Source organism: Streptomyces sp. NPDC058691, from assembly GCF_042714775.1.
GTDB lineage: Bacteria > Actinomycetota > Actinomycetes > Streptomycetales > Streptomycetaceae > Actinacidiphila.
Genome location: NZ_JBHXSO010000086.1, coordinates 1 through 21,347 on the forward strand (window position 1 = coordinate 1; position 21,347 = coordinate 21,347).

The 21,347-nt window shown below is 72.9% G+C and carries 16 protein-coding genes; 9 read left to right on the top strand and 7 right to left on the bottom strand.

From position 1 onward, the window contains the following. Positions 1–119: 119 nt before the first annotated feature. The 3 genes from ACFWVC_RS35800 to ACFWVC_RS35810 all read right to left on the bottom strand — a co-directional run bounded on the left by ACFWVC_RS35800 (position 120) and on the right by ACFWVC_RS35810 (position 5,890). Positions 120–3,962 (bottom strand): S8 family serine peptidase, encoded by a 3,843-nt coding sequence (locus tag ACFWVC_RS35800; protein ID WP_384297378.1) that lies wholly within the window; start codon positions 3,960–3,962, stop codon positions 120–122. A 243-nt stretch (positions 3,963–4,205) separates the two neighbouring features. Then, positions 4,206–4,922 carry an SDR family oxidoreductase gene (locus ACFWVC_RS35805; protein WP_384297382.1) on the bottom strand — a complete coding sequence of 239 codons (717 nt, stop codon included), beginning with the start codon at positions 4,920–4,922 and terminating at the stop codon, positions 4,206–4,208. Positions 4,923–5,029: 107 nt separating this feature from the next. Beyond that, the gene (locus ACFWVC_RS35810; RefSeq protein ID WP_384297385.1) at positions 5,030–5,890 is read right to left on the bottom strand and encodes a DUF427 domain-containing protein; all 861 of its coding nucleotides are present in this window, start codon (positions 5,888–5,890) and stop codon (positions 5,030–5,032) included. 150 nt (positions 5,891–6,040) lie between these two features. On the opposite strand from ACFWVC_RS35810, the gene ACFWVC_RS35815 reads away from it, so the two are divergent. From ACFWVC_RS35815 to ACFWVC_RS35830, 4 genes are all read left to right on the top strand, one after another. Next, positions 6,041–6,649, top strand: coding sequence for a CGNR zinc finger domain-containing protein (locus tag ACFWVC_RS35815; protein ID WP_384297389.1), 609 nt, complete (start codon positions 6,041–6,043; stop codon positions 6,647–6,649). Positions 6,650–6,720: 71 nt separating this feature from the next. Beyond that, positions 6,721–7,668: a N(4)-(beta-N-acetylglucosaminyl)-L-asparaginase gene (locus tag ACFWVC_RS35820; protein ID WP_384297392.1), complete on the top strand. Its 948-nt coding sequence runs from the start codon at positions 6,721–6,723 to the stop codon at positions 7,666–7,668. 303 nt (positions 7,669–7,971) lie between these two features. Beyond that, complete coding sequence (locus ACFWVC_RS35825) at positions 7,972–9,306, top strand: PP2C family protein-serine/threonine phosphatase (protein ID WP_384297395.1); 1,335 nt, start codon at positions 7,972–7,974, stop codon at positions 9,304–9,306. 260 nt (positions 9,307–9,566) lie between these two features. After that, the gene (locus ACFWVC_RS35830) at positions 9,567–12,452 is read left to right on the top strand and encodes a M4 family metallopeptidase (protein WP_384297399.1); all 2,886 of its coding nucleotides are present in this window, start codon (positions 9,567–9,569) and stop codon (positions 12,450–12,452) included. 67 nt (positions 12,453–12,519) lie between these two features. Here the strand turns inward: ACFWVC_RS35830 and ACFWVC_RS35835 are convergent, their stop codons facing one another. After that, the gene (locus ACFWVC_RS35835) at positions 12,520–13,359 is read right to left on the bottom strand and encodes a patatin-like phospholipase family protein (protein WP_384297403.1); all 840 of its coding nucleotides are present in this window, start codon (positions 13,357–13,359) and stop codon (positions 12,520–12,522) included. A gap of 216 nt (positions 13,360–13,575) precedes the next feature. On the opposite strand from ACFWVC_RS35835, the gene ACFWVC_RS35840 reads away from it, so the two are divergent. Genes ACFWVC_RS35840 through ACFWVC_RS35850 form a run of 3 tightly spaced genes read left to right on the top strand, consistent with a single transcriptional unit; the run spans position 13,576 to position 16,294 of the window. After that, positions 13,576–14,517 carry a metal ABC transporter solute-binding protein, Zn/Mn family gene (locus ACFWVC_RS35840; RefSeq protein WP_384297407.1) on the top strand — a complete coding sequence of 314 codons (942 nt, stop codon included), beginning with the start codon at positions 13,576–13,578 and terminating at the stop codon, positions 14,515–14,517. Continuing rightward, entirely contained in the window at positions 14,514–15,410 is an 897-nt protein-coding gene (locus ACFWVC_RS35845) for a metal ABC transporter ATP-binding protein (protein ID WP_384297411.1), read from the top strand. Before ACFWVC_RS35840 ends, ACFWVC_RS35845 begins: the two co-directional genes overlap by 4 nt. A gap of 14 nt (positions 15,411–15,424) precedes the next feature. Beyond that, positions 15,425–16,294 carry a metal ABC transporter permease gene (locus ACFWVC_RS35850; protein WP_384297423.1) on the top strand — a complete coding sequence of 290 codons (870 nt, stop codon included), beginning with the start codon at positions 15,425–15,427 and terminating at the stop codon, positions 16,292–16,294. On the opposite strand, the gene ACFWVC_RS35855 is transcribed toward ACFWVC_RS35850, so the two are convergent. Continuing rightward, complete coding sequence (locus ACFWVC_RS35855; RefSeq protein WP_384297413.1) at positions 16,221–17,117, bottom strand: alpha/beta fold hydrolase; 897 nt, start codon at positions 17,115–17,117, stop codon at positions 16,221–16,223. The genes ACFWVC_RS35850 and ACFWVC_RS35855 overlap by 74 nt on opposite strands. Positions 17,118–17,175: 58 nt before the next feature. After that, positions 17,176–17,541: a hypothetical protein gene (locus ACFWVC_RS35860; RefSeq protein ID WP_384297415.1), complete on the bottom strand. Its 366-nt coding sequence runs from the start codon at positions 17,539–17,541 to the stop codon at positions 17,176–17,178. A gap of 107 nt (positions 17,542–17,648) precedes the next feature. Here ACFWVC_RS35860 and ACFWVC_RS35865 point away from each other — a divergent pair, with 107 nt between their 5' ends. Continuing rightward, positions 17,649–18,776: a PP2C family protein-serine/threonine phosphatase gene (locus tag ACFWVC_RS35865; protein ID WP_384297430.1), complete on the top strand. Its 1,128-nt coding sequence runs from the start codon at positions 17,649–17,651 to the stop codon at positions 18,774–18,776. A 125-nt stretch (positions 18,777–18,901) separates the two neighbouring features. On the opposite strand, the gene ACFWVC_RS35870 is transcribed toward ACFWVC_RS35865, so the two are convergent. Next, positions 18,902–20,164, bottom strand: coding sequence for an MFS transporter (locus ACFWVC_RS35870; RefSeq protein ID WP_384297417.1), 1,263 nt, complete (start codon positions 20,162–20,164; stop codon positions 18,902–18,904). A 763-nt stretch (positions 20,165–20,927) separates the two neighbouring features. On the opposite strand from ACFWVC_RS35870, the gene ACFWVC_RS35875 reads away from it, so the two are divergent. Continuing rightward, positions 20,928–21,242: a hypothetical protein gene (locus ACFWVC_RS35875; protein WP_384297419.1), complete on the top strand. Its 315-nt coding sequence runs from the start codon at positions 20,928–20,930 to the stop codon at positions 21,240–21,242. Positions 21,243–21,347: the final 105 nt, after the last annotated feature.

Below are 21,347 nucleotides of genomic sequence, written 5' to 3' on the forward strand. Positions count from 1 at the left end.
CCCAGCCCCTGCCCCGCCCACCCCCCGCCCGCCCCCCCACACGCCCCCCGCCGCCGCCCGTTTTGGTCCCGCCGGGCGGGCCCGGAGCGGCGTGCCGCGCCGGCCCGCACCGGGGTGGGTCACTTCAGGCCGAAGGCCCGGGTGACGGTCTGGTCCACCGCGTTGCCCCGGTCGTCGGAGGCGGTGGCGCGGATGGTGACGTAGGACGCCTGCCTCGGGGCGTCCAGGCGGGCGCGCCATCCGTCGCCGATGTGCTTGAGCGGGGCCGTGTGCCAGGTGGCCCCGTCGTCGTAGGAGACCTCCAGGCCGACCTTGCCGATGGCCGACGTGGGCGGCAGTTGTTGCCCCGCCTCGGGCGACGTCAGGTGCGACGGCGTGACCGTGAAGCGCGCGTCACGGTCGGCCCTGCCCTGGTCGTCGGTGTCGACGGCGTAGTCGAGCTGGATCAGCGGCAGGGCGACGCCCTCGTAGAGCCTGCCGGGGGCGGAGGTGAAGTCCCACGCCGTCCGGGTTCCGGTGGAGTACGGGCTCGCCCAGTCGCCGCGCGCGGTCTCCAGGACGTACCGGTACGGCAGCCGCTCCGGCTTGAGGCCGGAGGCGATGGCGAAGGTGCCCGGGGAGCGGGCCAGCAGGGTGTCGCCCTGGTACAGCGAGGCGGTGGCCTGCGCGTCCGGGGTGACCGCGTAGCCCTCCCGGCGGGTGCCTCCGTCACCCCAGCCCGGCACGCTGAGGATCAGCAGGTCGTCCTGGCGCCAGCTGCCGTTGCCGGGGAAGGCCCAGTTGGCGCGGGGCCGCGCGATGGGCGCGAACCACTGGTCGTGCGTCACACTGCCGGGCGCGTAGGTGCGCTGCGGCGCGAGGATCCTGACCTCGCCGATGACGGTGGCCGCCTGCGCCCACTGGACGCCGGAACCCGTGGAGACCCAGTCGGTACGGGTGCCCCGGGCCGGGCGGGGGAGTTCGGTGCCGAGGCCCACCAGCGAGAACCCGGGCCAGATGTCGTAGCGGTAGTCCCGGGCGTCGGCCTGCCGGTAGTTGTCGAACTCCGTCTTGACCTGCGCCAGTTCGCCGGCCTGCGGCCGGTACGTCGGATCGTCCGGCACCGCGCCCGACCAGACCTTGGTCAGGTCGTACAGGTAGTCGGTCTCCGGGTCGGAGTGCAGCCGCAGCGAGGCGCCGCCCTGCATGGCGCGGCGGATCAGGGCCTCGCCCTGGTCCTCGCCGACCGCGACGACGGTGATCGGCGGGCTGTCGTCCGTCCGCGGGTCCAGTCGCCGCCCGTCCAAGCCGTCGACGACGATCAGCATCCGGGCCCCGGCCTCCGCCGCGGCGGCGGTCTGCTCGGCCAGGGAGACGGTCTCGTCGCGGCGTACGACGGCCGCCTTCCCGCGGACCTGCAGTTCGGTGTAGTCGGCCGAAACGCCCTGCCCGGCCCAGACGGTGTCCAGCCGGAGGTTGCCCTTGGGCAGCGGCTCGGCGGACTGGCGCACGAGGATGTCGTCGACGTCCTCCCCGTCGGAGGAGATCTTCAGCACGGGCTGTTCGTCGCGCCAGCGGGCCCGGACGTCGAAGGTGCCGTCCTCGACCTTCTCGCCGGTGGGCAGCGCGAAGAAACTGTCGTAGTCGGGCCAGGAGTTGAAGCTCCACTCCCAGGTGCCGGAGGCTTCACGGGTCCGGACGTAGTCGACCCGCATCTCGGTGGTGACGGTCTCCTTGGGCGTGACCGCGTTCAGCCGGCGTGCCTTGGAGGCGTCGAGGGTGAGGGTGGTGTCGTGGTCGAGGGTGATCTCCGGCGCGGCGAGCAGGGCGAGGCCGCGCGAGTGCGGTCCGTGGACGCCCTCCACCGGCACGGTGGCGGCGACGGTCCAGGGGCCGCCGTCGATCAGGAAGGTGACCGGACCGTCGATGGTGAGCCACCCCATGAGCCCGGGGTCCTGACCTTGCTGGAGGAAGACCAGGGTCTCGTCGGTGACGGTCCGTCCGGAGCGGTCCTTGGGCACGACGGTGAGCTCGAACTGCTCGTTCCGCGTCGAGACGCCCACCGCCGTGGCCGCCTTGACCGTGCCGCCCGTGGAGGCCTCGACGCGGGCGTCGTAGGACCTGCCGCGGGCCGTGGCGTCCAGGTGCGTCGTCACCGTCACGGCGGCGGTGCCGCCCGCGGGCACGGTCACCTTCGGCGCGGACAGGGTGAACAGGCCCGCGGGGGAGCGGGGGGACTTCACCGCGAGGTCGAGGGTGACAGGGGTGCCGCCCGTGTTGGTGTACGTCACCTCGCGGTCGACGGTCGCGCCCGGGGCGGGCGGCCAGGACTGCACGCCCTCGGAGACGGTGCCGGTGGCCAGCAGCGTCGCCGCTGCGGCCGCCGCGGCGTCCACCCGTCCGTTGCCGGCCTGGTAGGCGGTGTACGCGGGGGTCGCCTTCGCGGTGCTGACCAGCGCGTCCTTGATCCGGCGGCCCGTCCAGCCGGGGTGCGCCGCCGCGACGAGCACCGCCGCGCCCGCGACGTGCGGCGTCGCCATGGAGGTGCCGCTCATCGTCGTGTACGAGCCCTGGCCCGGCGAGTACTGCGACCGTGCCGCAAGCACCTCGACGCCCGGGGCGGTGATCTCCGGCTTGATCGCCGCGTCGCCGGCGCGCGGCCCGCGCGAGGAGAAGTCGGCGAGCGCGTCGGAGGAGTCGACGGCGCCCACGGTCAGGGCGTCGTTCGCCGCGCCCGGGGAACTGATCGACCCGCTCCTGCCGGTGTTGCCGGCGGCGATCGTGAACAGCGTGCCCGTCTCTTCGCTGAGACTGTCGACGGCCATGCTCATCGGGTCGGTGCCGTCGCTGGGGTCGGCGCCGCCCAGGCTCATGCTGATGACCTTGGCGTGCTCGGTGCGGGCCGCCCACTCCATGCCGGCCAGGATCCAGGAGGTCTGGCCGGACCCGGAGTCGTCCAGGACCTTGCCGACGTGCAGCCGGGCGCCGGGGGCGACGCCCTTCTCCTTGCCGTCGGAGGCGGCTCCGGTGCCGACGATGGTCGACGCGACGTGAGTGCCGTGCCCGTGCCGGTCGGCGGCCGAGTCACCGGGGACGAAGCTCTGCTCGGCGGCGATGCGTCCGGCCAGGTCGGGGTGGCCGTCGTCGACACCGGTGTCCAGCACGGCGACGTCCACGCCCTGACCGGTGTTGCCGCCCTTCCACACCTCGGGCGCCCCGATCTGTCCGACGGTGTCGGCGAGATCGGCCTTCACCTTGCCGTCCAGCCACACCCGCTCGATGCCGCCCGCCAGGAGCGGCGCGGCGGCCCGCTGCTGCGCGGTGGCCTTCCTCGCGGTGCCTTGTGCGCCGTCGAGGGTGGCGCGCAGCGTGCTGCTGCGGGCCAGGGCGTCTGTGTTCACCCCCTCGGTGAGGGAGTCCCAGAACTTCTTCGCGCCGTCGTGCCTCTCCGTCACCGCAGCACCCTGAATGCTCGTCAGAGCCCGTGCTCCGGCGGCCGCTTCGGGCACGGCCTTGGCGCGCGCGTGAGCCGCGTCGGAGTAGCGGACGATCAGGGGTATGCGGTCGGTGCGGGAGTTGTCGTAGCCGTAGGAGAGCAGCCGTGTGACATTGAAGAGGTTCTTGTCGAGGACACCGGCCGACACATACGGCATGACCTCTTGCGGATACACATAGGTGTCGCCGTCGATCTTCGTGGTCGACGCCGCCACGGGCCGGCCTTCGGCGTCCTGCAGGGACGTGACCGTGAGCGCACCGCTGCCGGTGACGGTCACCTCGTCACCATTGATCAAGGTGACGGTACGGGGCGCGCCGCCGCCTTGAGCCGCGGCGCGCGCGGCGAGGTCGGCGGCCGTCGCGGTGGTGGCGTGAGACGGGGACGCCGACGTCGACGCGGACGCCGGGACGGCGCCGAGCGCGGGGAGCAGGGCCAGGGCGATGCCGACGGCTGGGATGCGCCGGCCACGCCGGAGGGAGGGAGGCAAGGGATCTCCTAACTGAGCGCAAACGGCTTGGGAAATCGGGAGCCTCGATGAATGTTCCGCACATGACAGCGCGCCGCCAACACCTGCCGGCGGCGCATTGGCGTCATGTCCCATGGACGACACGGGCGGCCCTGCCCGCAGGGCCGGAGGGCTCAACACGCGCAGGGATGTGGGTGGTTCAGGGCGCGGCGACGCCCCGGGCCGGCCCGCGAGGAGCGGGACCGGCCCGGGGCGGGCGGAGGGTCAGACGAGCGGCTGGCCGCCGTCGACGGGCAGCGAGACGCCCGTCATGAAGGTGTTGGTCATCGCGAAGACCGCCGCCTGGGCGACGTCCTCGGTGGTGCCGATGCGCCCGGCGGGATTGGCGGCGGACAACCGGGCGAAGAAGTCGCTCTTCTTCCGGTCGCCCAGCGCGTCCCAGGCACCGGTGTCGACGGTGCCGGGGGAGATGGCGTTGACGCGGATCGGGGCGAGTTCGACCGCCAGGGAGCGGGTGATGGTGTTGACCGCTCCGTTCGTCGCGGCGACCCCGATGAAGCCGGGGTCGGGTTCGAGGGCGGCGACACCGGAGAGCAGGACGAACGAGCCGTCCTCGGGCATCCGGGGCGCGAAGTGCTTGGCCAGCATGATCGGCCCGACGGCCTTGGTGCGGAAGGACAGCACGATCGCGTCGGGGCTCAGTTCGCCGACCAGGCCGCGAGCGCGCGCGGAGGCCGCCGACACGATGTGGTCGACGGGGCCGAGATCGTCGGCCAGGGCCGCGATCGACGGCTCGTCGGTGAGATCGACCTGCCGTACGGTCACACCGGTGCCGCGGTACGCGTCTTCGAGGCTGCTCACGGTGCGGCCGGCAGCCACGACGCGCGCGCCCTCGGCGAGCGCCGCGTCGGCGATCGCGCGGGCGATCCCGCTGCCGCGGCCGACCACGAGCACGGTCCTGTCCTTGAGGGATGCGGGCATGAGGGGTCTCCTTCGACGGTGCCGCCCGCGAGTGGCCGCGAGCGGCGGGCGGATGGGGGGCGAGGGCGCGGGGCCGGGTGGGACCGGCCGGTGCGCCGGCCCCGGGGTCAGGCGCCGCGGACCTCGGTGGTGTCCAGACCGCGGTCCACCCCGTGGGGGACGACCTGCTGGCCGGGTTCGGGTACGAGCCGCCTGCCGCCCAGCAGCACCTCGACCTTGTCCGGCTCGAAGGACACGAGCCCGTCGACGCGTCCGACCTCCGGGTAGGCGTGGCGGTACGACCACGCCGCCCTCCGCGAGCCGCCGATGTCGTAGTAGTCGGCGAGTCCCTTGTAGGGGCAGAACGTCTGTCCCTCGGTGGGGGTCAGCGCCGACTCGTCGATGTCCGCGCGGGGCACGTACCAGCGGGGCGCGAACCCGGACTCGTAGAGCACCACGGGGTGCTCCGAGCGGGCCACGACGCGGCCCTCGGAGCGCACCTCCAGGGTGCGGGAGGTGTCGCGGATGTCGATGCGGTGGTAGGCGTCGGCGGCGTGCCCGAGGATGCGCTCGTCCTCCTCGTAGAAGGCGTCCATCGCGCGCCAGGCGAAGGCGACGCGATCCTTGAGCTCGCCCGCGTACTCCGGGAGGGCGGTCAGTTCCCACGCGGCGCGCTCGGTCCGGCGGTCGCCGGCCCGCACGGTGAACCAGGAGGTCTCGCCGAGGTCCTGGTGCCGGGTGGTGCGGTCGGTGGGAAGCAAGGCGTCGTCCCGGACGTCGGGCCGCGGGAAGTACGCCACCGGGTAGCGGCCGGGCTCGTGGAGCAGGACCACGTCCTCGCTGTCGGCGATCCACTCGTCCGCGTACCGGACCCTCATGCGGCGACGCAGTGGTTCGGCGTACAGCATCCGCTCGGGCAGGGGATCCGGGACCAGGAAGCGTCCGATCCTGGTGGCGGAGAGCGGTCCTTGTTGCCATGACAGTCCCATGGCGGTCCCTCTTCCATGCTCGATGGTGTTAATGTGTAACTCGACCGTAGTTCCATTAGTCAGTGATGGCAACACCTGGCATGAGAGGTTTACCAGCTGTCTAGAAGGGTCAGCCTGGACGCTTCACTGCCTAATGGGTAACATCCATGTGTGAGCATTCAAGTAAGTGTCGAGGAGATCCAGGCGGCGGGCTTCCCCATGGGGGGCGAGCCGCTGGTCGCACTGGATCTCGCCGACACCTTGATGACGGTCGCCGAGCCGGCCGTCGACCTCCTCGGACCGCCCGCCGCCGCGACCGCCTGGTGGGACATACAGTCGCGCCGCCTCCCCGCGGGCCCCGCCCCGGACCCGGTGGCGACGCGCAGGCTCCGCGCCGCGATCCGGGAGGTGCTCGACGCACACCTGGAGGACCGCCCCGCCGACGCCGCCGCCGTGGAAGACATCAACGCCGCGGCCTCGTCGGCGCCCACCAGCCCGCGCCTGGTACTCGACGGCGATGGGCCGCGGGTCGCCACCCGCTGGCACACCGAGCACGGCGGCAACGCCGCACTCGCCGCGATCGCCGGCGAGGTCATCGGACTCATGGGCAGCCCGGACCGCCTGCGGCTGCTGCGGCGCTGCGCCAATCCCGAGTGCTCGATGCTCTTCCTCGCCGAGAATCAGCGCCGCAAGTGGTGCACGGCCAACATCTGCGGCAACCGCGCCCGGGTCGCCCGCCACTACGCACGCACCCCGCGTCCGGCGCGAACAAGCCGGTGACGGTTGTCCGGTGCCCCGGGAGGGGGTGATCATGAGGCACCACGCGACCACCGCAGGCGAAGGGTTGACCCATGGTGAGCACGGTCATCATCGGAAGCGAGCGCAGCGAGACCGGTCTGCCGGCCGGGATGGACGTCCTGCGGCGGGGCGGTTCCGCGCTGGACGCCGTCGAAGCGGCGATGCGCCGCTGTGAGGACAACCTCGCCGACCACTACGTCGGCACCGGGGGACTGCCCAACGCGCAGGGTGTCGTCGAGCTCGACGCCTCGGTGATGCTCGGCTCCGACCGCCGCTTCGGCGCGGTCGGAGCGCTGCGGGGATACCCGAACGCGATATCGGTGGCCCGCGCGGTGCTGGAACGGCTGCCGCAGCACTGCCTGCTGGTCGGCGAGGGCGCGGCGCTCTTCGCGCAGGAGAACGGCTTCGCCGCCGCCGAGCTGCTGACCGACGAGTCTCGCGCCCTGTGGCGGGAGCAGCTGCTGACCGCCGTCGACTCGGTGGAGGGGGAGAACACCGCCGCGGCGGACGGCGACCACCGTTACCGGCGCGCGGCGCTGGACCTGGTGCGCCGGATGTCGCCGCACGAGGGCCCGTGGGGGACGATCAACATCATCGCGCTGGACGCGCACGGGGAGCTGTGCGTCGGGGTGTCCACCTCCGGCTACCCGTTCAAGTACCCCGGCCGGGTCGGCGACTCCGCCGTCCCCGGCGCCGGCAACTGGTGCGATCTGCGGGGCGGCGGGGCCGCCTGCACCGGACGCGGCGAACTGAGCATGCGCGGCGGCACCGCACGTACCGTCGTCGACCTGCTCGCCCTGGGCAAGGAGCCCTCCGACGCCTGCCGCATCGCGCTTCAGGAGACCGCGAGTCTGCCCGACGACTACCGCGCCGAGCTGCGCGCCCTGGCCCTCACGCCCGACGGCCGGCACGGCGGCGCGGCCGGCCAGGACGGCAGCGTCTACGCGGTGATGACCGAGGGCTCGACCGGTCCGGAGCTGCACCCCCGCTGCGTGGCATGAGACCGTCCGGGGAACGTGCCCCAAGTGCCGTGGGCCATGCCGGTGATGTCCCGGGCCGCCCCGACTGGCCCGCCCCGCGCCCGTGTGCATAGGACGTGCCGTCGCCTCCGCGTCGTACACGCAGGCGCGGCCGGAACCCGCCGCCGGGGGCGTCCCGGCGTGCGCCGCCACCCTGATGGCGGTGCGGCGCGCGGTGGCGGGCCGCTCGGGCACCATCGAAGCTTTTGTTCTGCATCGTGGTGTCTGGTGGTGTCGTGTGCGGTTCCTGCCGTTGTCGGATCGTCGTGGGCGAGTGTCGCTGCTATGGGTGAGGTGAGTGGCGCCGGGCGGGACTCCGGCGGACTGGGCCAGCCGTGGTTCCCGCTGGATCCCGGCCTGGCACGGATCTCGACGGAGCTGAACGATCTGGCGCGGGCCCAGCGCAGGCTGCAGCTGCTGATGGCGGCGATGCTGGCGATCAGCCGCGAGCTCGATCTGGAAGTCGTGCTGTCCCGCATCGTGTCGGCCGCGGTGGACGTGGTCGGGGCGCGCTACGGGGCGCTCGGCGTGCTCGACGCCAAGGGCGAGGGCCTGGCCGAGTTCCTCACCGTCGGCCTGGACGACACGGAGAAGGAACGCCTGGCCGGCACGGAACTTCCGCGCGGGCGCGGGCTGCTCGGCTATCTCATCCGCCACCCCGAGCCGTTGCGCGTGGCCGACATCGCCCGGCACCCGGAGTCGGTCGGCTTCCCGCCGGGCCACCCGCGGATGAGCACGCTGCTCGGGGCGGCCATCAGCGTGCACCAGCAGGTCTACGGAAACCTTTACCTCTCCGAGCGCCTCGACGGAGGCCCCTTCGACGAGTCCGACGAGGCGATGCTCGTGGCGCTGGCCGGGACGGCCGGCGTCGCCATCGAGAACGCGCGCCTCTTCGAGCGGGTACGCGACCGCAACGAGGAGTTCCAGCGCCTCTTCCTGCCGGGCCTGCCCGACCTGCGTCCCGTCGAGGCGGCCGCCGTCTACCGGCCCCCGGTGCAGCCGGAGCACATCGGCGGCGACTGGTACGACGCCGTCATGCTGCCCGACGGCTCCTGCGCCGCCGTCGTCGGCGACGTCGCGGGACACGATCTGCGCGCCGCCGCCGTCATGGCCCAGACCCGCAGCATGCTCCGCGCGCTGCTGTACGAACTGCGCACCCCGCCCAGCGCCGTCCTCTCCCGGCTGGACAGCACTCAGGACGCCTTCGACGAGCACAGCGTGACCACCGCCTGCCTGGTCCGCATCGAGACCAGGGGTCCGGACGCGTGGACCCTGCACTGGAGCACGGCAGGCCACCCACCGCCGCTGCTCGTCACCCCGGACGGCCACGCGCGCTACCTCGCCCCCGAGCCGGACCTGCCCCTCGGCGTGGACATCTCCCTGCGCCGGCACGACCACGCGCACCGCCTCGAACCCGGTTCCACGGTCGTGCTGTACACCGACGGACTGGTCGAGCACCGCGACGTACCCGTCGACATCGGCCTGCGTGCCCTCGCGCAACTCGCGTCGGCCAACGCGCACTTGCCGGTCGAGCGCTTCTGCGCGGCCGTCGCGGACCAGCACCCGAGTGACGGCCACGACGACCTGGCGGTCCTGGCCCTGCGCACCCCGAAGGACTGACGCCCGCCGCCGCTCGCGGCGTTCCTCGCGTCCTTGTCGTCCTTCGCTTCCCGCGTTCTCCGCGATTCCCGCGCCCGGCACATTCCGCGCACCCCCCTTCGCACCTGCGCAACTGCGCGTACTCCCACGGGATCTTCTCTTGTCATGCGCGCGTGAGGCGACGAAGGTCGGGACGAGCCGCGGGCGCGATGGTGCGCCAAGCATCTGATGTCCCACTACCGGGCCCGGGGTCGTGCCGGGCCGTCGGAGGCACGTTGTCCATGTCATCTCGCAGACCGCGTCGGCCCGTTCGCAGATCCGGCCGCGCCGGCCTGGCCGCCCTGCTCGCCGTCACCACGGCGCTGGGAGTCGCCGGCCTGACGTCACCCGCACACGCGGGGGAACCGTCCGCGCCGGCCGGCGCGGAGCCTGCTCCCGATACGGCGACTCCCGCTCTGGTGGAGGGACTTGCCGACGCGGTGGACGCGTCGGCACCGGCCGCGGAGGCCGCGCGGTCGCATCTGGCAGGGCACCAGGAGCGCTACCGGATTCCCGCGCCGGACCGGGACCTGGTCACGGACTCGGTGACGACGGAGGCCGACGGCTCGGAGACCGTGCGGCTCGGCCAGAAGTACCGGGGCGTACCGGTCCTGGGCGCGCAGTACGTGGTGCGCATGACGCACCGGGACGGGAAGCGGACCGTCACCGGCACCTCCGGTGCCTACTTCACCGCCCTGGACGTCGACACCGCCCGGCCCGCCCTCCCGGCGGCCACCGCCGTCCGGCGCGCCGTCCAGGAGATCCGGTCCGGGCTCGCCCGCGGCGGATACCGCCCGGCCCACGCGAGGACCGCCGAGGACGACCTGTCCGGCACCGACCGCGGCCTGGCCGTCCTGCCGGTCGGCAAGGGCGTGCTCGCCCGCCATGTCACCGTGCGCGGCACCGACCCCGCCACCCGCACGCCGCTCGTGCAGGAGGTGTACGTCGACGCCGCCACCGGAGTCACGCTCTTCGAGTCCGGCGGCCTCCCCACCTTCGTGGCACCTGCGCCCGCCGCCGCGGTCCGCACCGAGGGCACCTCGATGAGGACGGGCAAGCCCGCCGCACCCGGGGCCGGTTCGGGGAGCGTCACCGGCAGCGGCACCCTCCTGGGCGGCAGGACCGTGCCGCTGTACCTGACCAAGGACAGCGCCGGCGGCCGGTACCTGCTGCGCGACACCGCGCACATGGCGGACAGCAGGCAGCACGGCGTCATCCAGACCTGGGACGCCTCCAGCGTCTGGTACCAGGACGTCTCCGGCGCGTGGCCGGAGGGCATCGTCCCCTTCGCCTCGCCCGCGCCGAAGGTGGGCCCGGAACTCACCGCGACCGGCGCGGTGGACGCGCACTGGGCCGCGGGCCAGGTGTACGACTTCTACCGCGACACCTTCAAGCGCGACAGCCTCGACGGCAAGGGCATGACCATCAACTCCCTGGTCGGCGTGACGGACTTCGGCTCCCCGTTCGTCAACGCCTTCTGGGACCACACCAAGATGGTCTACGGAACCGGTGACGACGAGTACCGCTCGCTCGCCTCCGATCTCGACGTCGTCGGCCACGAGATGACCCACGGCGTGGTCGAGCACACCGCCGACCTCGTCTACGCCGGTCAGTCCGGCGCCATGAACGAGGCGATAGCCGACTACTTCGGCAACACCATCGACGTCACCGTCAACCACACCGCCATGACCGACCCCGAGGCGGGCCTCATCGGCGGTGACCTCTGCCGCACCCGCACGCCGAAGGAGTGCGCCTTCCGCGATCTCAACGACGGTGCCTCCACCGCCAAGTTCGTCGGCCTGCCGCTCGGCTCCTCGTACGACAACGGTGGCGTCCACATGAACTCCACCATCTTCAGCGGCGCCCTGTGGGACATCCGCGAGCGCCTCGGCGGCACGCTCGCCGACCGCATCGTCTACCGCGCGCTGACCTCGTACATCGCCCCGCTCGACGGCTTCGACGAGGGCCGGGACGCGGTGCTCGCCGCGGCGCGGTCGCTCGACGTCAAGGGCAGCCAACTGGCGGTCGTCAAGGGTGCGTTCGACGCCCACGGCATCGTCCCCGGCTGGGAGAACTCCCTCGGCCTCGACAGCGACGTCCTCATGGGCCGGGTCGGCACCCTGATGTCGTACGTCGGCAGCGGCAACAACCCCAGCGCGGGCAACGGCTGGTGGGCGGCGCCCAAGTCCAGCGCCGACAGCACGGCCCCGTACGCGATCTGGGTGGGCCGCACCGACGGCGACCGCAAGCCCCGGCAGGTCTCCCCGGAAGACGGCCGCACCCACCTCAGCCCCGTCACCGACGGCAAGCGCGTGGTCTGGGTGGCCGTCGGCGACGTCTCCCCGGACGACCCCTACGCGCACACCTACGACATCCTGGCCGCGCCGGTGACCGGAGGCAGGCCGAAGACGCTCTTCAGCACGACCTCCGAGATCAGCGGCCTGAGCGTCGACGGCGACACGGTGGCCTGGTCCCACCGCGAGGAGTCGACCGGGCTCCAGCGGGTCTTCTACCTCAAGGGCGGCGCCACCACCCCGCAGCGGGTCCCGCTCAGTCATGACTACAACCAGGCCGTGGAGCCGGCGGTGCGCGGCGGGCGCATCGCGTACCTCCAGGACGGCATGTTCGACGGCGTCTACGGTGTCGCCGTCGAGGTCTACGACATCGCGACCGGTACCACCACGAGCCTGGGCGCGCCCTCGCAGCCGGAGTGGATCAGCGCCCCGGTCATCACCGCTTCCGGGGTGTACTGGCTCATCGACACCGACTACACCGACGACGACCTGACCACGCTGCGCCGTGCCGACCTCGACGGCTCCCATGTCACGGACCTGATACCGGAGAAGAGCGCGCACCCGGTCCGGGCCTACGGTCTGACCGCCTCGGACACCGCGGTCACCCTCACGGTCTACTCGTCCTGGACCCAGGTCTTCGACGACTACAACGACTCCCTGGCCAAGCTCTACCAGTTCACCCCGCAGGGCGCGCCGCTCGGCCGGGTCTCCTGCAGCCACGGCCAGCAGGCCAACGCGGCGGCCGACACCGGCAGGCGCGTCCTGTGGCTGGACACCACGACCACCGACACCGACCTCGTGACCCGCGACCGCCCGGCGGGCACCTGCACCTGACCGTCACCGCCGCACCAGTGGGCCCCCGTCGCGACGTTTCGCGGCGGGGGCCCACCGGCATGAGCCGTCAGCGGCTCCACGGGAGCCGGAGTCCGCGCCCCTGTGCGCGTCCCGCCTCGGCGGCGGGCCGGCGCGTGGACGGGTCCAGCGCGTTGGTGCCGATCGCGGCGAGTGACTCCTCGTCCGGCTCGACGACCGCGACCTCGGCGCCGTCCGCGCGCAGCTTGCGGACCGCCTGCTCCAGAGGGACTTCGGTGGGGAACAGGTCGGTGCTCCCCATCGGCGCCAGCACCAGGACGCGGGAGGCGCCCGCCGCGTAGTCGGCGTTGACGGTGGACCGCACACCGCCGTCGATGTAGCGGAGCCCGCCGATCGTGGCGGGCGGCCAGACGCCGGGCACGGCGCAGCTCGCCGTGACGGCGTCGACCAGGCTCACGTCCGACGCGTTGTCGAAGACGCGCGGTTCCCCGGTCGCGGCCTCCACGGCGACGATCTTGAGCGCGCGATCGGGCCAAGTGTGCGACGGGAGGCGGGACTCGATCACCGCGCGCCGCACCTCCTCCGCCACGGTCGGGGCGCCGAGGGCGAAACCGCCCGCCGCGCGCCGCATGTCCGCGATGCCGGCGGCACCTTGCAGCGCGCCGCCGATCCGTTCGCCGAGGGTCGCCAGGTCCACGTCGACCATGATCTCCGCGGACTGCAGCGCGGGCTCGGTCTGCCGGGCGTAGAGCTCTTCCAGGGGCAGTCCGGCGCCGAGTTGTGCCGCGACGGTCGAGCCCGCGGACGTGCCCACGATCACATCGGCCCCGGTGGCGTCCTGACCCGCGTCCGCGAGTCCCGTCAGCAGCCCGGTCAGCCATGCGATCCCGGCGACGCCACCGCCGCCGAGCACCAGTGCCTCGGTCATGTCCCGTCCTCTCGTCGCCTGTGTCGGGGCGTCCAGGAACCCCGGGCCCATCCTCCACCCACGGCCGGCGGCCGGGCCGGGTGGGGGCGGCGGTGGGGCGGGGCGACTCGAAGGACTTATCGAAAATGAAAACCGTTTGTGTATAGTCCTCGCCAGAGCCCGCCGCGGCCCGCACCGCGCCGGGCTCCCACCCCTGCCACCTCTCTGGAGGAATCCATGTCCATACCCAAGTCCCCGTCCCGGCCCCTGGCCCTGGGTGCCGGTCTCTGCCTGGCGGCCCTCGTCGCCGGGTGCGGCACCACGTCGAAAGCGGCTTCGTCGCCCTCGGCGTCCACGTCGGCGTCCACGCAGGTCCCCGTGGTCGCCTCCACGAACGTCTACGGGGACATCGCCCGCCGCATAGGCGCCGGCAGGGTCGCCGTCACCTCGATCATCGACAGCCCCGACCAGGACCCGCACTCCTACGAGGCGGGCACGCAGAACCAGTTGGCCCTGTCGAAGGCCAAGGTCGTGATCGAGAACGGCGGCGGCTACGACGACTTCGTCGACCGGATGCTGCGCAGCGCCGGCAACGGCTCCGCCCGCGTGATCAACGCGGTGAAGGTGTCGGGGAAGACCGCGCCGCCCGGCGGCGAGCTCAACGAGCACGTCTGGTACGACTTCCCCACGGTCGCCGGGCTCGCCGACGAGATAGCCCGGGCGCTCGCCGCGGCCGACCCCGCCGGCGCGACCGGTTACACGGCCAACGCCGAGGCGTTCAAGGCGAAGCTGAAGCCGCTGATGGCGAAGGAGGCCGGCATCAAGGCCGCGCACGGCGGCGAGGCGGTGGCCATCACCGAGCCGGTGCCGCTGTACCTGATCGAGGCGAGCGGCCTGCGCAACGCGACACCCCCGGACTTCAGCGAGGCCATCGAGGAGGGCGACGACGTCTCCCCGCGGACGTTGCAGGAGACGCTGGCGCTGTTCGGCGGCAAGAAGGTGAAGGCGCTGGTCTACAACGAGCAGACCTCCGGCCCGCAGACCGAGAAGGTCCAGAAGGCAGCCCAGGCGGCGGGCATTCCCGTCGTCCCCGTCACCGAGACGCTGCCGCAGGGCAAGGACTACCTCGGCTGGATGACCGCCAACGTCGACGCCCTCGCCGGCGCGCTGGGCGCATGAGCGACCCGGCCGCGGCCCGCGTACCCCCGGCCCGCCAGGGCCGTCCCCCGGGCGGGGACTCCGGCCGTGACACCGGCGGGGCTCCGGTGATCAGCCTGCGCGGCGGCGCGCTCGCCTACGGCTCGCGCGTGCTGTGGGAAGGGCTGGACCTCGACGTCCACCCCGGTGAGTTCCTGGCCGTCCTCGGTCCCAACGGCGCCGGCAAGACCAGTCTGGTGCGTGCCCTGCTGGGCCACCGGCCGCTGTCCGCCGGGACGTTGACCGTCCTCGGCGCACCCCCGCGCGGCGGCAGCCGGCACATCGGCTACATCCCGCAGCAGGCCGCGCTGTCCGCGCAGACCATGCTGCGGGCGCGGGACCTGGTGCGGCTCGGCATCGACGGGCACGTCTTCGGGCCGCGCCGGTCCGGGCGCGCGGTCCGCCGCCGCGTGGACGAGATCCTCCGGTCCGTCGGGGCGGACGGATACGCGGACGAGCCGGTCGGCCTGCTCTCGGGCGGCGAGCGGCAGCGCGTACGGGTCGGCCAGGCGCTGGCCGGCGATCCGCGGATCCTGCTGTGCGACGAGCCCCTGCTCTCGCTGGACCTGCACCACCAGCGGGCGGTGACCGGACTCGTGGACGCACGGCGGCGTTCGCACGGCACCGCGGTGGTGTTCGTGACCCACGAGATCAACCCGGTGCTGGGCGCGGCCGACCGCGTCCTCTACCTCGCCCGTGGCGGCCACCGCGCCGGGCCCCCGGACGAGGTGCTGACCTCGGACTCGCTGTCCCGGCTGTACGGGACCCGGGTCGACGTCGTCCGCACCGGCGGCCGGGTCACGGTCGTCGGCGCGCCCGACGAGGTGGCCGACCCTCCCCACCACGCCGAACTGCCGGAAGAAACGAAGACATGACCCAGATGACAGACATGACGCTCGCCGAGGGCCTGTGGCGGCAGGTCTTCGTCTTCGACCACTACGGCGAACTGCTGCCGCTGGTCCGCAACTCCCTTGTCGCCGGAGCCGTGATCGGCCTGGTCGGCGGCCTGGTGGGGGTCTTCGTCATCATGCGGGACCTGCCGTTCGCCGTGCACGGGATCAGCGAACTGTCCTTCGCCGGGGCCTCGGGCGCCCTGCTGCTGGGGGTGAACGTGGTGGCGGGCTCCATCGTCGGCTCCCTGGCGGCGGCCGGCGCGATCGGTGTGCTGGGCGCGCGGGCCAGGGAGCGCAACTCGGCGATCGGCATCATCATGCCGTTCGGGCTCGGCCTGGGTGTGCTCTTCCTCGCGCTCTACAAGGGCCGCGCGGCCAACAAGTTCGGGCTGCTGACCGGTCAGATCGTGGCCGTCGACACCCCGCAGACGACCTGGCTGATCGGTACGTCCGCGCTCGTCCTCCTCGCCCTGGCGATCATGTGGCGGCCGCTGACGTTCGCCAGCGCCGACCCGGAGGTCGCGGCCGCCCGCGGCGTGCCCCTGCGCGGGCTGTCCCTGGCCTTCATGCTCGCCCTGGGTGCCGCGGTCGCGCTGTCGGTGCAGATCATCGGGGCGCTGCTGGTGCTCACCCTCGTCGTCACCCCCGCTGCGGCCGCGGCCCGTGTGACCGCATCACCGGTGCTGTTGCCGGTGCTCAGCGCGGGATTCGCGATCCTCTCGATCGAGGGCGGCATCCTCCTCGCGCTGGGCAGCACCATCCCCATCAGCCCCTACGTGACGACGATCTCGTTCACGATCTACGGGTGCTGCCGGCTGGCGGGCCGTCGGCACCCACGTCGGGCAGCGCGTCCCAGAACGCCGTGAGCGCGGCCGCGGTGGCCGCCGGCTGCTGCAGGTTGGGCGAGTGCTCCGCGTCCGCCACGACGGTCCGGTGCGCGCCGAGCCGCCGGGCCATGTCCGCGAGGAGGTCCGGCGCCCAGGCGTCGTCCCGGTCGCCGTACAGGACGTGCACCGGCAGCCCGGTGACGGCGGCCAACTCCTCCGTCCGGTCGGGCTCTTCGAGCAGCCGGGCGCCGGCGACGCGGAGCTGCACCGGGCTGTTGCGCAGCCAGCGCTGCCGCAGGACCTCGGTGTCGGCCGGCGAGGCGACGGCCGGCTTGAGCTGCTGCATCACGTCCCAGATCTGCTGCATCGTCATGGTGGCCAGTGCGTCCAGGAGCAGCTTCAGCAGCAACCCGCGCTCGTGGCCGACCTCCGCGGGCCCGGACGACATCAGCGTGAGGGAGAGGAAGGGACGACGGTCGGTGAGGACGGCGGCGCGGGCGACCTGTCCGCCCATCGAGTGGCCGAGCAGGTGCAAAGGCGTGGCCAGGGCCCGAGCCTGGGCCAGCACGTCGGCGACCAGGGCCTCCTGCGCGTACGCGGACTCCTCCTCGGGGCCCGTCGTCCCGTCCTGGCCGCGGCCGTCGACGGCGACCGCCCGGTAGCCGGCGTCCACCAGGGCTCGCAACAGGGGTATGAACTCGTCCTTGCTGCCGGTGTAGCCGGGCAGCAGCAGGACGGTGCCCCGTGCCGGGGTCCCGGGGGCCGCGTCAAGGGCGGCGAACTCACCCCGCGAGGTCGGCAGGGTCGTACGGCGGGCCCCGTGCGGCAGGGCGAAGACGGAGAGCGATGTTTCGTCGGACACCCGGGAAGCCTATGCGGCCGTATTCTCCCCGCTCACGCGGGAGGCGCCGGTGCGCGCGTCAGCCGGCCGGCTCGCCGTAGACGGATGCATACGCCCACGACAGCGCGTAGAGCGTGAGAGGGACATAGACCGCGCACATGATTCCGGCCGCCCACTGCGCGAGGCGCAGCGAGAACCTGCGGGTCCGGTCCACGGAGAGCGGCGACGTCCGGCGGTAGGCCCGCGCCAGTGCGATGAGCACCCACATCAGGGCGTAGAGGACGACCACGGGCACGGTGGCGGTGATGGCGAGTGTGTCGAGGCGGTCGGCCGTCCACAGCGGTGCCAGGACGCAGACGAGAAGGGCGGCCAGGCCAAGGTGCGCCGACCGCCCCAACCATGATCGTCGATCAGCTCCGCCGTGGCGGTTCCCGATGCTGCTCATGGCTCGAGTGTCCGGTGGCGAGCGGACCGGCTGCCTGAGTACCGGTACTCATCTTCGGCCACCGCCCGTGGCCGAGGGGCTGCTGTCGAGTGATATGTGCCGATATGATGCGGTTTGTGATCACGCGCAGACGGTTACGGGGCGATCGCTCCCGCCACGTCGGCCGGTGGCAGGCGGCCCTGCTGCCGCCGGTGCTGCTCGCGGTGCTGATCGCCGTCCTGGCGTTCGCCACGCCGCGGGAGATCGCCTTCAGCCGGCTGCTGCCCACCGCGCCCGCCCTGGCGGCCGCCATGTGGCCCGTGATCCCCACGATCCTGCTGGGCGTGTGCTGCCTGCTGGTCATGATCGGCCTCGGCATGGTCTACACCGACCTGGGGACCCCTTACACCGGCGCCGCGATCGTCGCGGTCACCCTGGCGGCTGCCTACGCCAGCCACGTCCGGCTCCAGCGCGAGGAGGCGCTGTTCCAGGTGCGGCTCGTCGCCGACGCGGCCCAGCAGGTGCTGCTGCGCCCGCTGCCGCGCCGCATGCAGTGCGTCGAGATCGAGTCGCTGTACCTGGCCTCGCAGGAGCAGGCCCGGATCGGCGGCGACTTCTACGAGGCGGCCGACACCCCGTACGGCGTCCGGCTGCTCATCGGCGACGTGCGCGGCAAGGGCCTGTCCGCGGTGGGCGCGGCGGCCGCCGTGACCGCCTGCTTCCGCGAGAGCGCCCACGACGAGCCCGACCTGCGGGGCATCTCCTCACGCCTGGAGACCAGCATCGCCCGGCACAGCGCCACCTTTCCGGGGCCCGACCTGCCGGAGCGCTTCGCCACCGCCGTCCTCGCCGAGATCCCGCACGGCAGCGGCCACGTCAGGATCCTGAACTGCGGACACCCCCCGCCGTTGCTGATCCACCGAGGCGAGATCCGCGTGCTCGAACCCGCCAGGCCCTCCGCGCCGCTCAACCTCGCACGGCTCATCGGGGACCGCTACTGGACCGACACCTTCGCCTTCGACCCGGGCGACCAGCTGCTGCTCTACACCGACGGCGTCACCGAGACCCGGGACCGCACCGGCGCCTTCTTCCCGCTCGCGGACTGGATCCGGCAGCAGGGCGGCATGCCGCCCCGCGAACTGCTGGACCGGCTCCACCAGGCCCTGCTCCGCTACGGCGGGGGCCGGCTCGGCGACGACATCGCGGCGGTCGCCGTCCAGCGCCACGGCGTCCCGGCCCGCGAACCCACCGCGTGACTCTCGGCGGCCCAGGCGGTCCCGGGCGAGCCGCGGAGCCTGGTCACCGTCGGCACGCTGCCCTCGCCGGCTGACGTGCGGGCGCCCCCGCCGGTGTCCGGCGGGGGCGCGCTGTGTCCGGTACCTCAGCTGGTGGTGCCTCGGCTCGTGGCGCCTCGATTCGTGGCGCTCGCCCGCGGCTGCCGGAGCTCGGTGACCCAGTAGGCCAGTGCGAGGAGCGGCAGGAGGGCGCCGAGGGCGCTCACCGCGGTCCAGCCGGCGGCGTGGTAGGCGAGGGAGCCGAGCTGGGACCCCAGGGCGCCGCCGGTGAAGAAGATGGCGATGAACGCGCTGTTCAGGCGGGCCCGGGCGCCGGCGTCGAGCTGGTACACGGTGTGCTGGCCGAGAATCATGGTGGTCTGCACGGCCATGTCGATCAGGATCGCGGCCAGGGCGAGCAGGACGATGTGGTGCCCGCCGAAGCCCGCCACGGCGAAGCCCACCGCGGCCACACCGAACGCGGCCGCCGTCATGGGGCGCGCCAGCCTGCGGTCGGCCCAGTGCCCGGCCAGCGGTGCCACGGCGGCACCGGCGGCCCCGACGAGCGCGAAGAGGGCGACGCCGATGGGGGAGTAGTGGAAGCGGGGCCCGGTCAGCACGAAGGAGACGGTGGTCCAGAAGGCGCTGAACCCACCGAACATCGCCGCCTGGTACAGGCCCCGGCGTCGCAGCGCGGGGTGCGTGCGCACCAGCCGCGCCGTCGACCGCAGCACCTGGATGTACGGCATGGAGGTCGTCGGGGCGTGCTGCGGCAGGGCCACGCGCAGGGCCACGGCGAGCAGGGCCATCAGGACGGCCGAGCCCAGGTAGACATAGCGCCAGCCGGCGACGTCGGAGACCAGGCTGCTGATGGTGCGCGACAGCAGGATGCCGGTGAGCAGCCCGCTCATGACACGGCCGACGATCCGGCCCCGCGCGTGGTCCGGGGCCAGGCTCGCGGCGAACGGGACCAGGATCTGCGCGACCACCGACGTGGCTCCGCTCACCAGGGACGCCAGCAGCAGCACGGGGAAACTCGTCGCCACACCGGCCACGGCGAGGGCCACCGTGGTGACGGCCAGCAGCACGGTGATGAGCCGGCGCTTCTCCAGCCGGTCGCCCAGCGGCACCAGGAACAGCATGCCGATCACATAGCCGACCTGTGTGAGGGTGACCAGCCCTCCGGCGGCGGCCGTACTGAGGTGGAAGACCCGGCTCAGCGAGGACAGCAAAGGCTGGGCGTAATAGAGGTTGGCGACCGTCATGCCGGTGGCGACGGCAAGGAGCGCGACCAGCCAGCCCGGAACGCCGTGCGGGGCCTCGCCGGGCGCGGACTGGCGAGGTGCCTTCTGAGCGGATGGTGCGAACACGGGTGCTGTCACTCCTCGGGTGGGAACCGCGTCCTGCGGTCCGGGTGGGGCTCTCGTCCGGGCGGGCCGTTCGCCGGCTCGGCCCTCCCGGGTGGTCCAGCGTTGGGGAGACCGTGACGCTTCCCGTGCCGTGGAGATGATCGGTGATGTCAGTCATCTTCCGGAGGGATGGTCGTGCCCCCGGCGCCCGCGGCCGGAGCTGTGGCGGGCGACCCGGAAGGGTTCACGCCTTGAGGCGGCGGAGGGCGTGACCGCGGCTCGTGGCCGTGCGGACGGTGATCGTCGATACATTACTTTGTGTTGCACAGTCGTCACGTTGAGTTGTCATATCCGGCGGTCCAGCCCTGGATGTTCGGGACGCCGGCAGGCCGTCGAGGTACTGATCCGGTGGTCAACTCGCAGTGCGGTGACGGGCTTTGATGTCCTGGCCGGTCGGAGCGTCGAGCGGTGGGGCGTCCGGGGAGCACCACACCGGACCTTAGGTGATCAACTGGCTACACACAGTGGCGAAAGTGCCGACATCCCAGTCCCCAGGCCGCACTTTGCCCTCTCCTGTCTATCTTTTGACTCCAGGACCCCTGCGTGGCACGGTCATATCTGGGCGTTTTTCGTGGCTTTGGCCACATTGGTCACGTCTGTGATGACGGGACCACGTCTTCGGACGAAGCGCCCAGGTCGTACCGGTCACCACGCACGAGCCGGTGCGACAGCGGTCGCCCCACGCGGACCGCGATCCGACGTTCCCGTCTCGAAGGGGAATCCAATGCGCGCGAACATCACTGCTCGTCGAGTCGCCGCGGCCGCTCTGGCGGCACCGCTTCTCGCACTCGCCGGCGCCGGCGCCGCCAACGCCGCCACCCCGCAGGTCACCCATGCTTCCGTGACGTCCGCCCACTTCGGTGGCGGATGGGGCGGCGGCGGATGGGGTGGCGGCTGGGGCCGCGGCTGGGGTGGCTACGGCGGTTACCGCGGCTTCGGTGGCTACGGAGGCGGCTTCGGCGGCTTCGGTGGCTACGGCTTCGGCGGCTACGGAGGTTATGGCGGCTTCGGCGGCTTCGGTGGCTACGGCTTCCGGTGACCGCTGAGCAGCACTCGGCCCGTGGCCCGGCCCAGGGCCGGGCCCGGGGGGCCCCGGGGGAGGTGGCGGCGCCGGGCGCCGCCCCCCGCCCGGGGGGGGCCAGCC

Coding starts and splice junctions, on each gene's coding strand:
- ACFWVC_RS35805 (WP_384297382.1), bottom strand. CDS start 4,922: ATGCCCGCATCCCTCAAGGACAGGACCGTGCTCGTGGTCGGCCGCGGC.
- ACFWVC_RS35810 (WP_384297385.1), bottom strand. CDS start 5,890: ATGGGACTGTCATGGCAACAAGGACCGCTCTCCGCCACCAGGATCGGA.
- ACFWVC_RS35820 (WP_384297392.1), top strand. CDS start 6,721: ATGGTGAGCACGGTCATCATCGGAAGCGAGCGCAGCGAGACCGGTCTG.
- ACFWVC_RS35825 (WP_384297395.1), top strand. CDS start 7,972: ATGGGTGAGGTGAGTGGCGCCGGGCGGGACTCCGGCGGACTGGGCCAG.
- ACFWVC_RS35830 (WP_384297399.1), top strand. CDS start 9,567: ATGTCATCTCGCAGACCGCGTCGGCCCGTTCGCAGATCCGGCCGCGCC.
- ACFWVC_RS35835 (WP_384297403.1), bottom strand. CDS start 13,359: ATGACCGAGGCACTGGTGCTCGGCGGCGGTGGCGTCGCCGGGATCGCA.
- ACFWVC_RS35840 (WP_384297407.1), top strand. CDS start 13,576: ATGTCCATACCCAAGTCCCCGTCCCGGCCCCTGGCCCTGGGTGCCGGT.
- ACFWVC_RS35845 (WP_384297411.1), top strand. CDS start 14,514: ATGAGCGACCCGGCCGCGGCCCGCGTACCCCCGGCCCGCCAGGGCCGT.
- ACFWVC_RS35850 (WP_384297423.1), top strand. CDS start 15,425: ATGACGCTCGCCGAGGGCCTGTGGCGGCAGGTCTTCGTCTTCGACCAC.
- ACFWVC_RS35860 (WP_384297415.1), bottom strand. CDS start 17,541: ATGAGCAGCATCGGGAACCGCCACGGCGGAGCTGATCGACGATCATGG.
- ACFWVC_RS35865 (WP_384297430.1), top strand. CDS start 17,649: ATGCGGTTTGTGATCACGCGCAGACGGTTACGGGGCGATCGCTCCCGC.
- ACFWVC_RS35875 (WP_384297419.1), top strand. CDS start 20,928: ATGCGCGCGAACATCACTGCTCGTCGAGTCGCCGCGGCCGCTCTGGCG.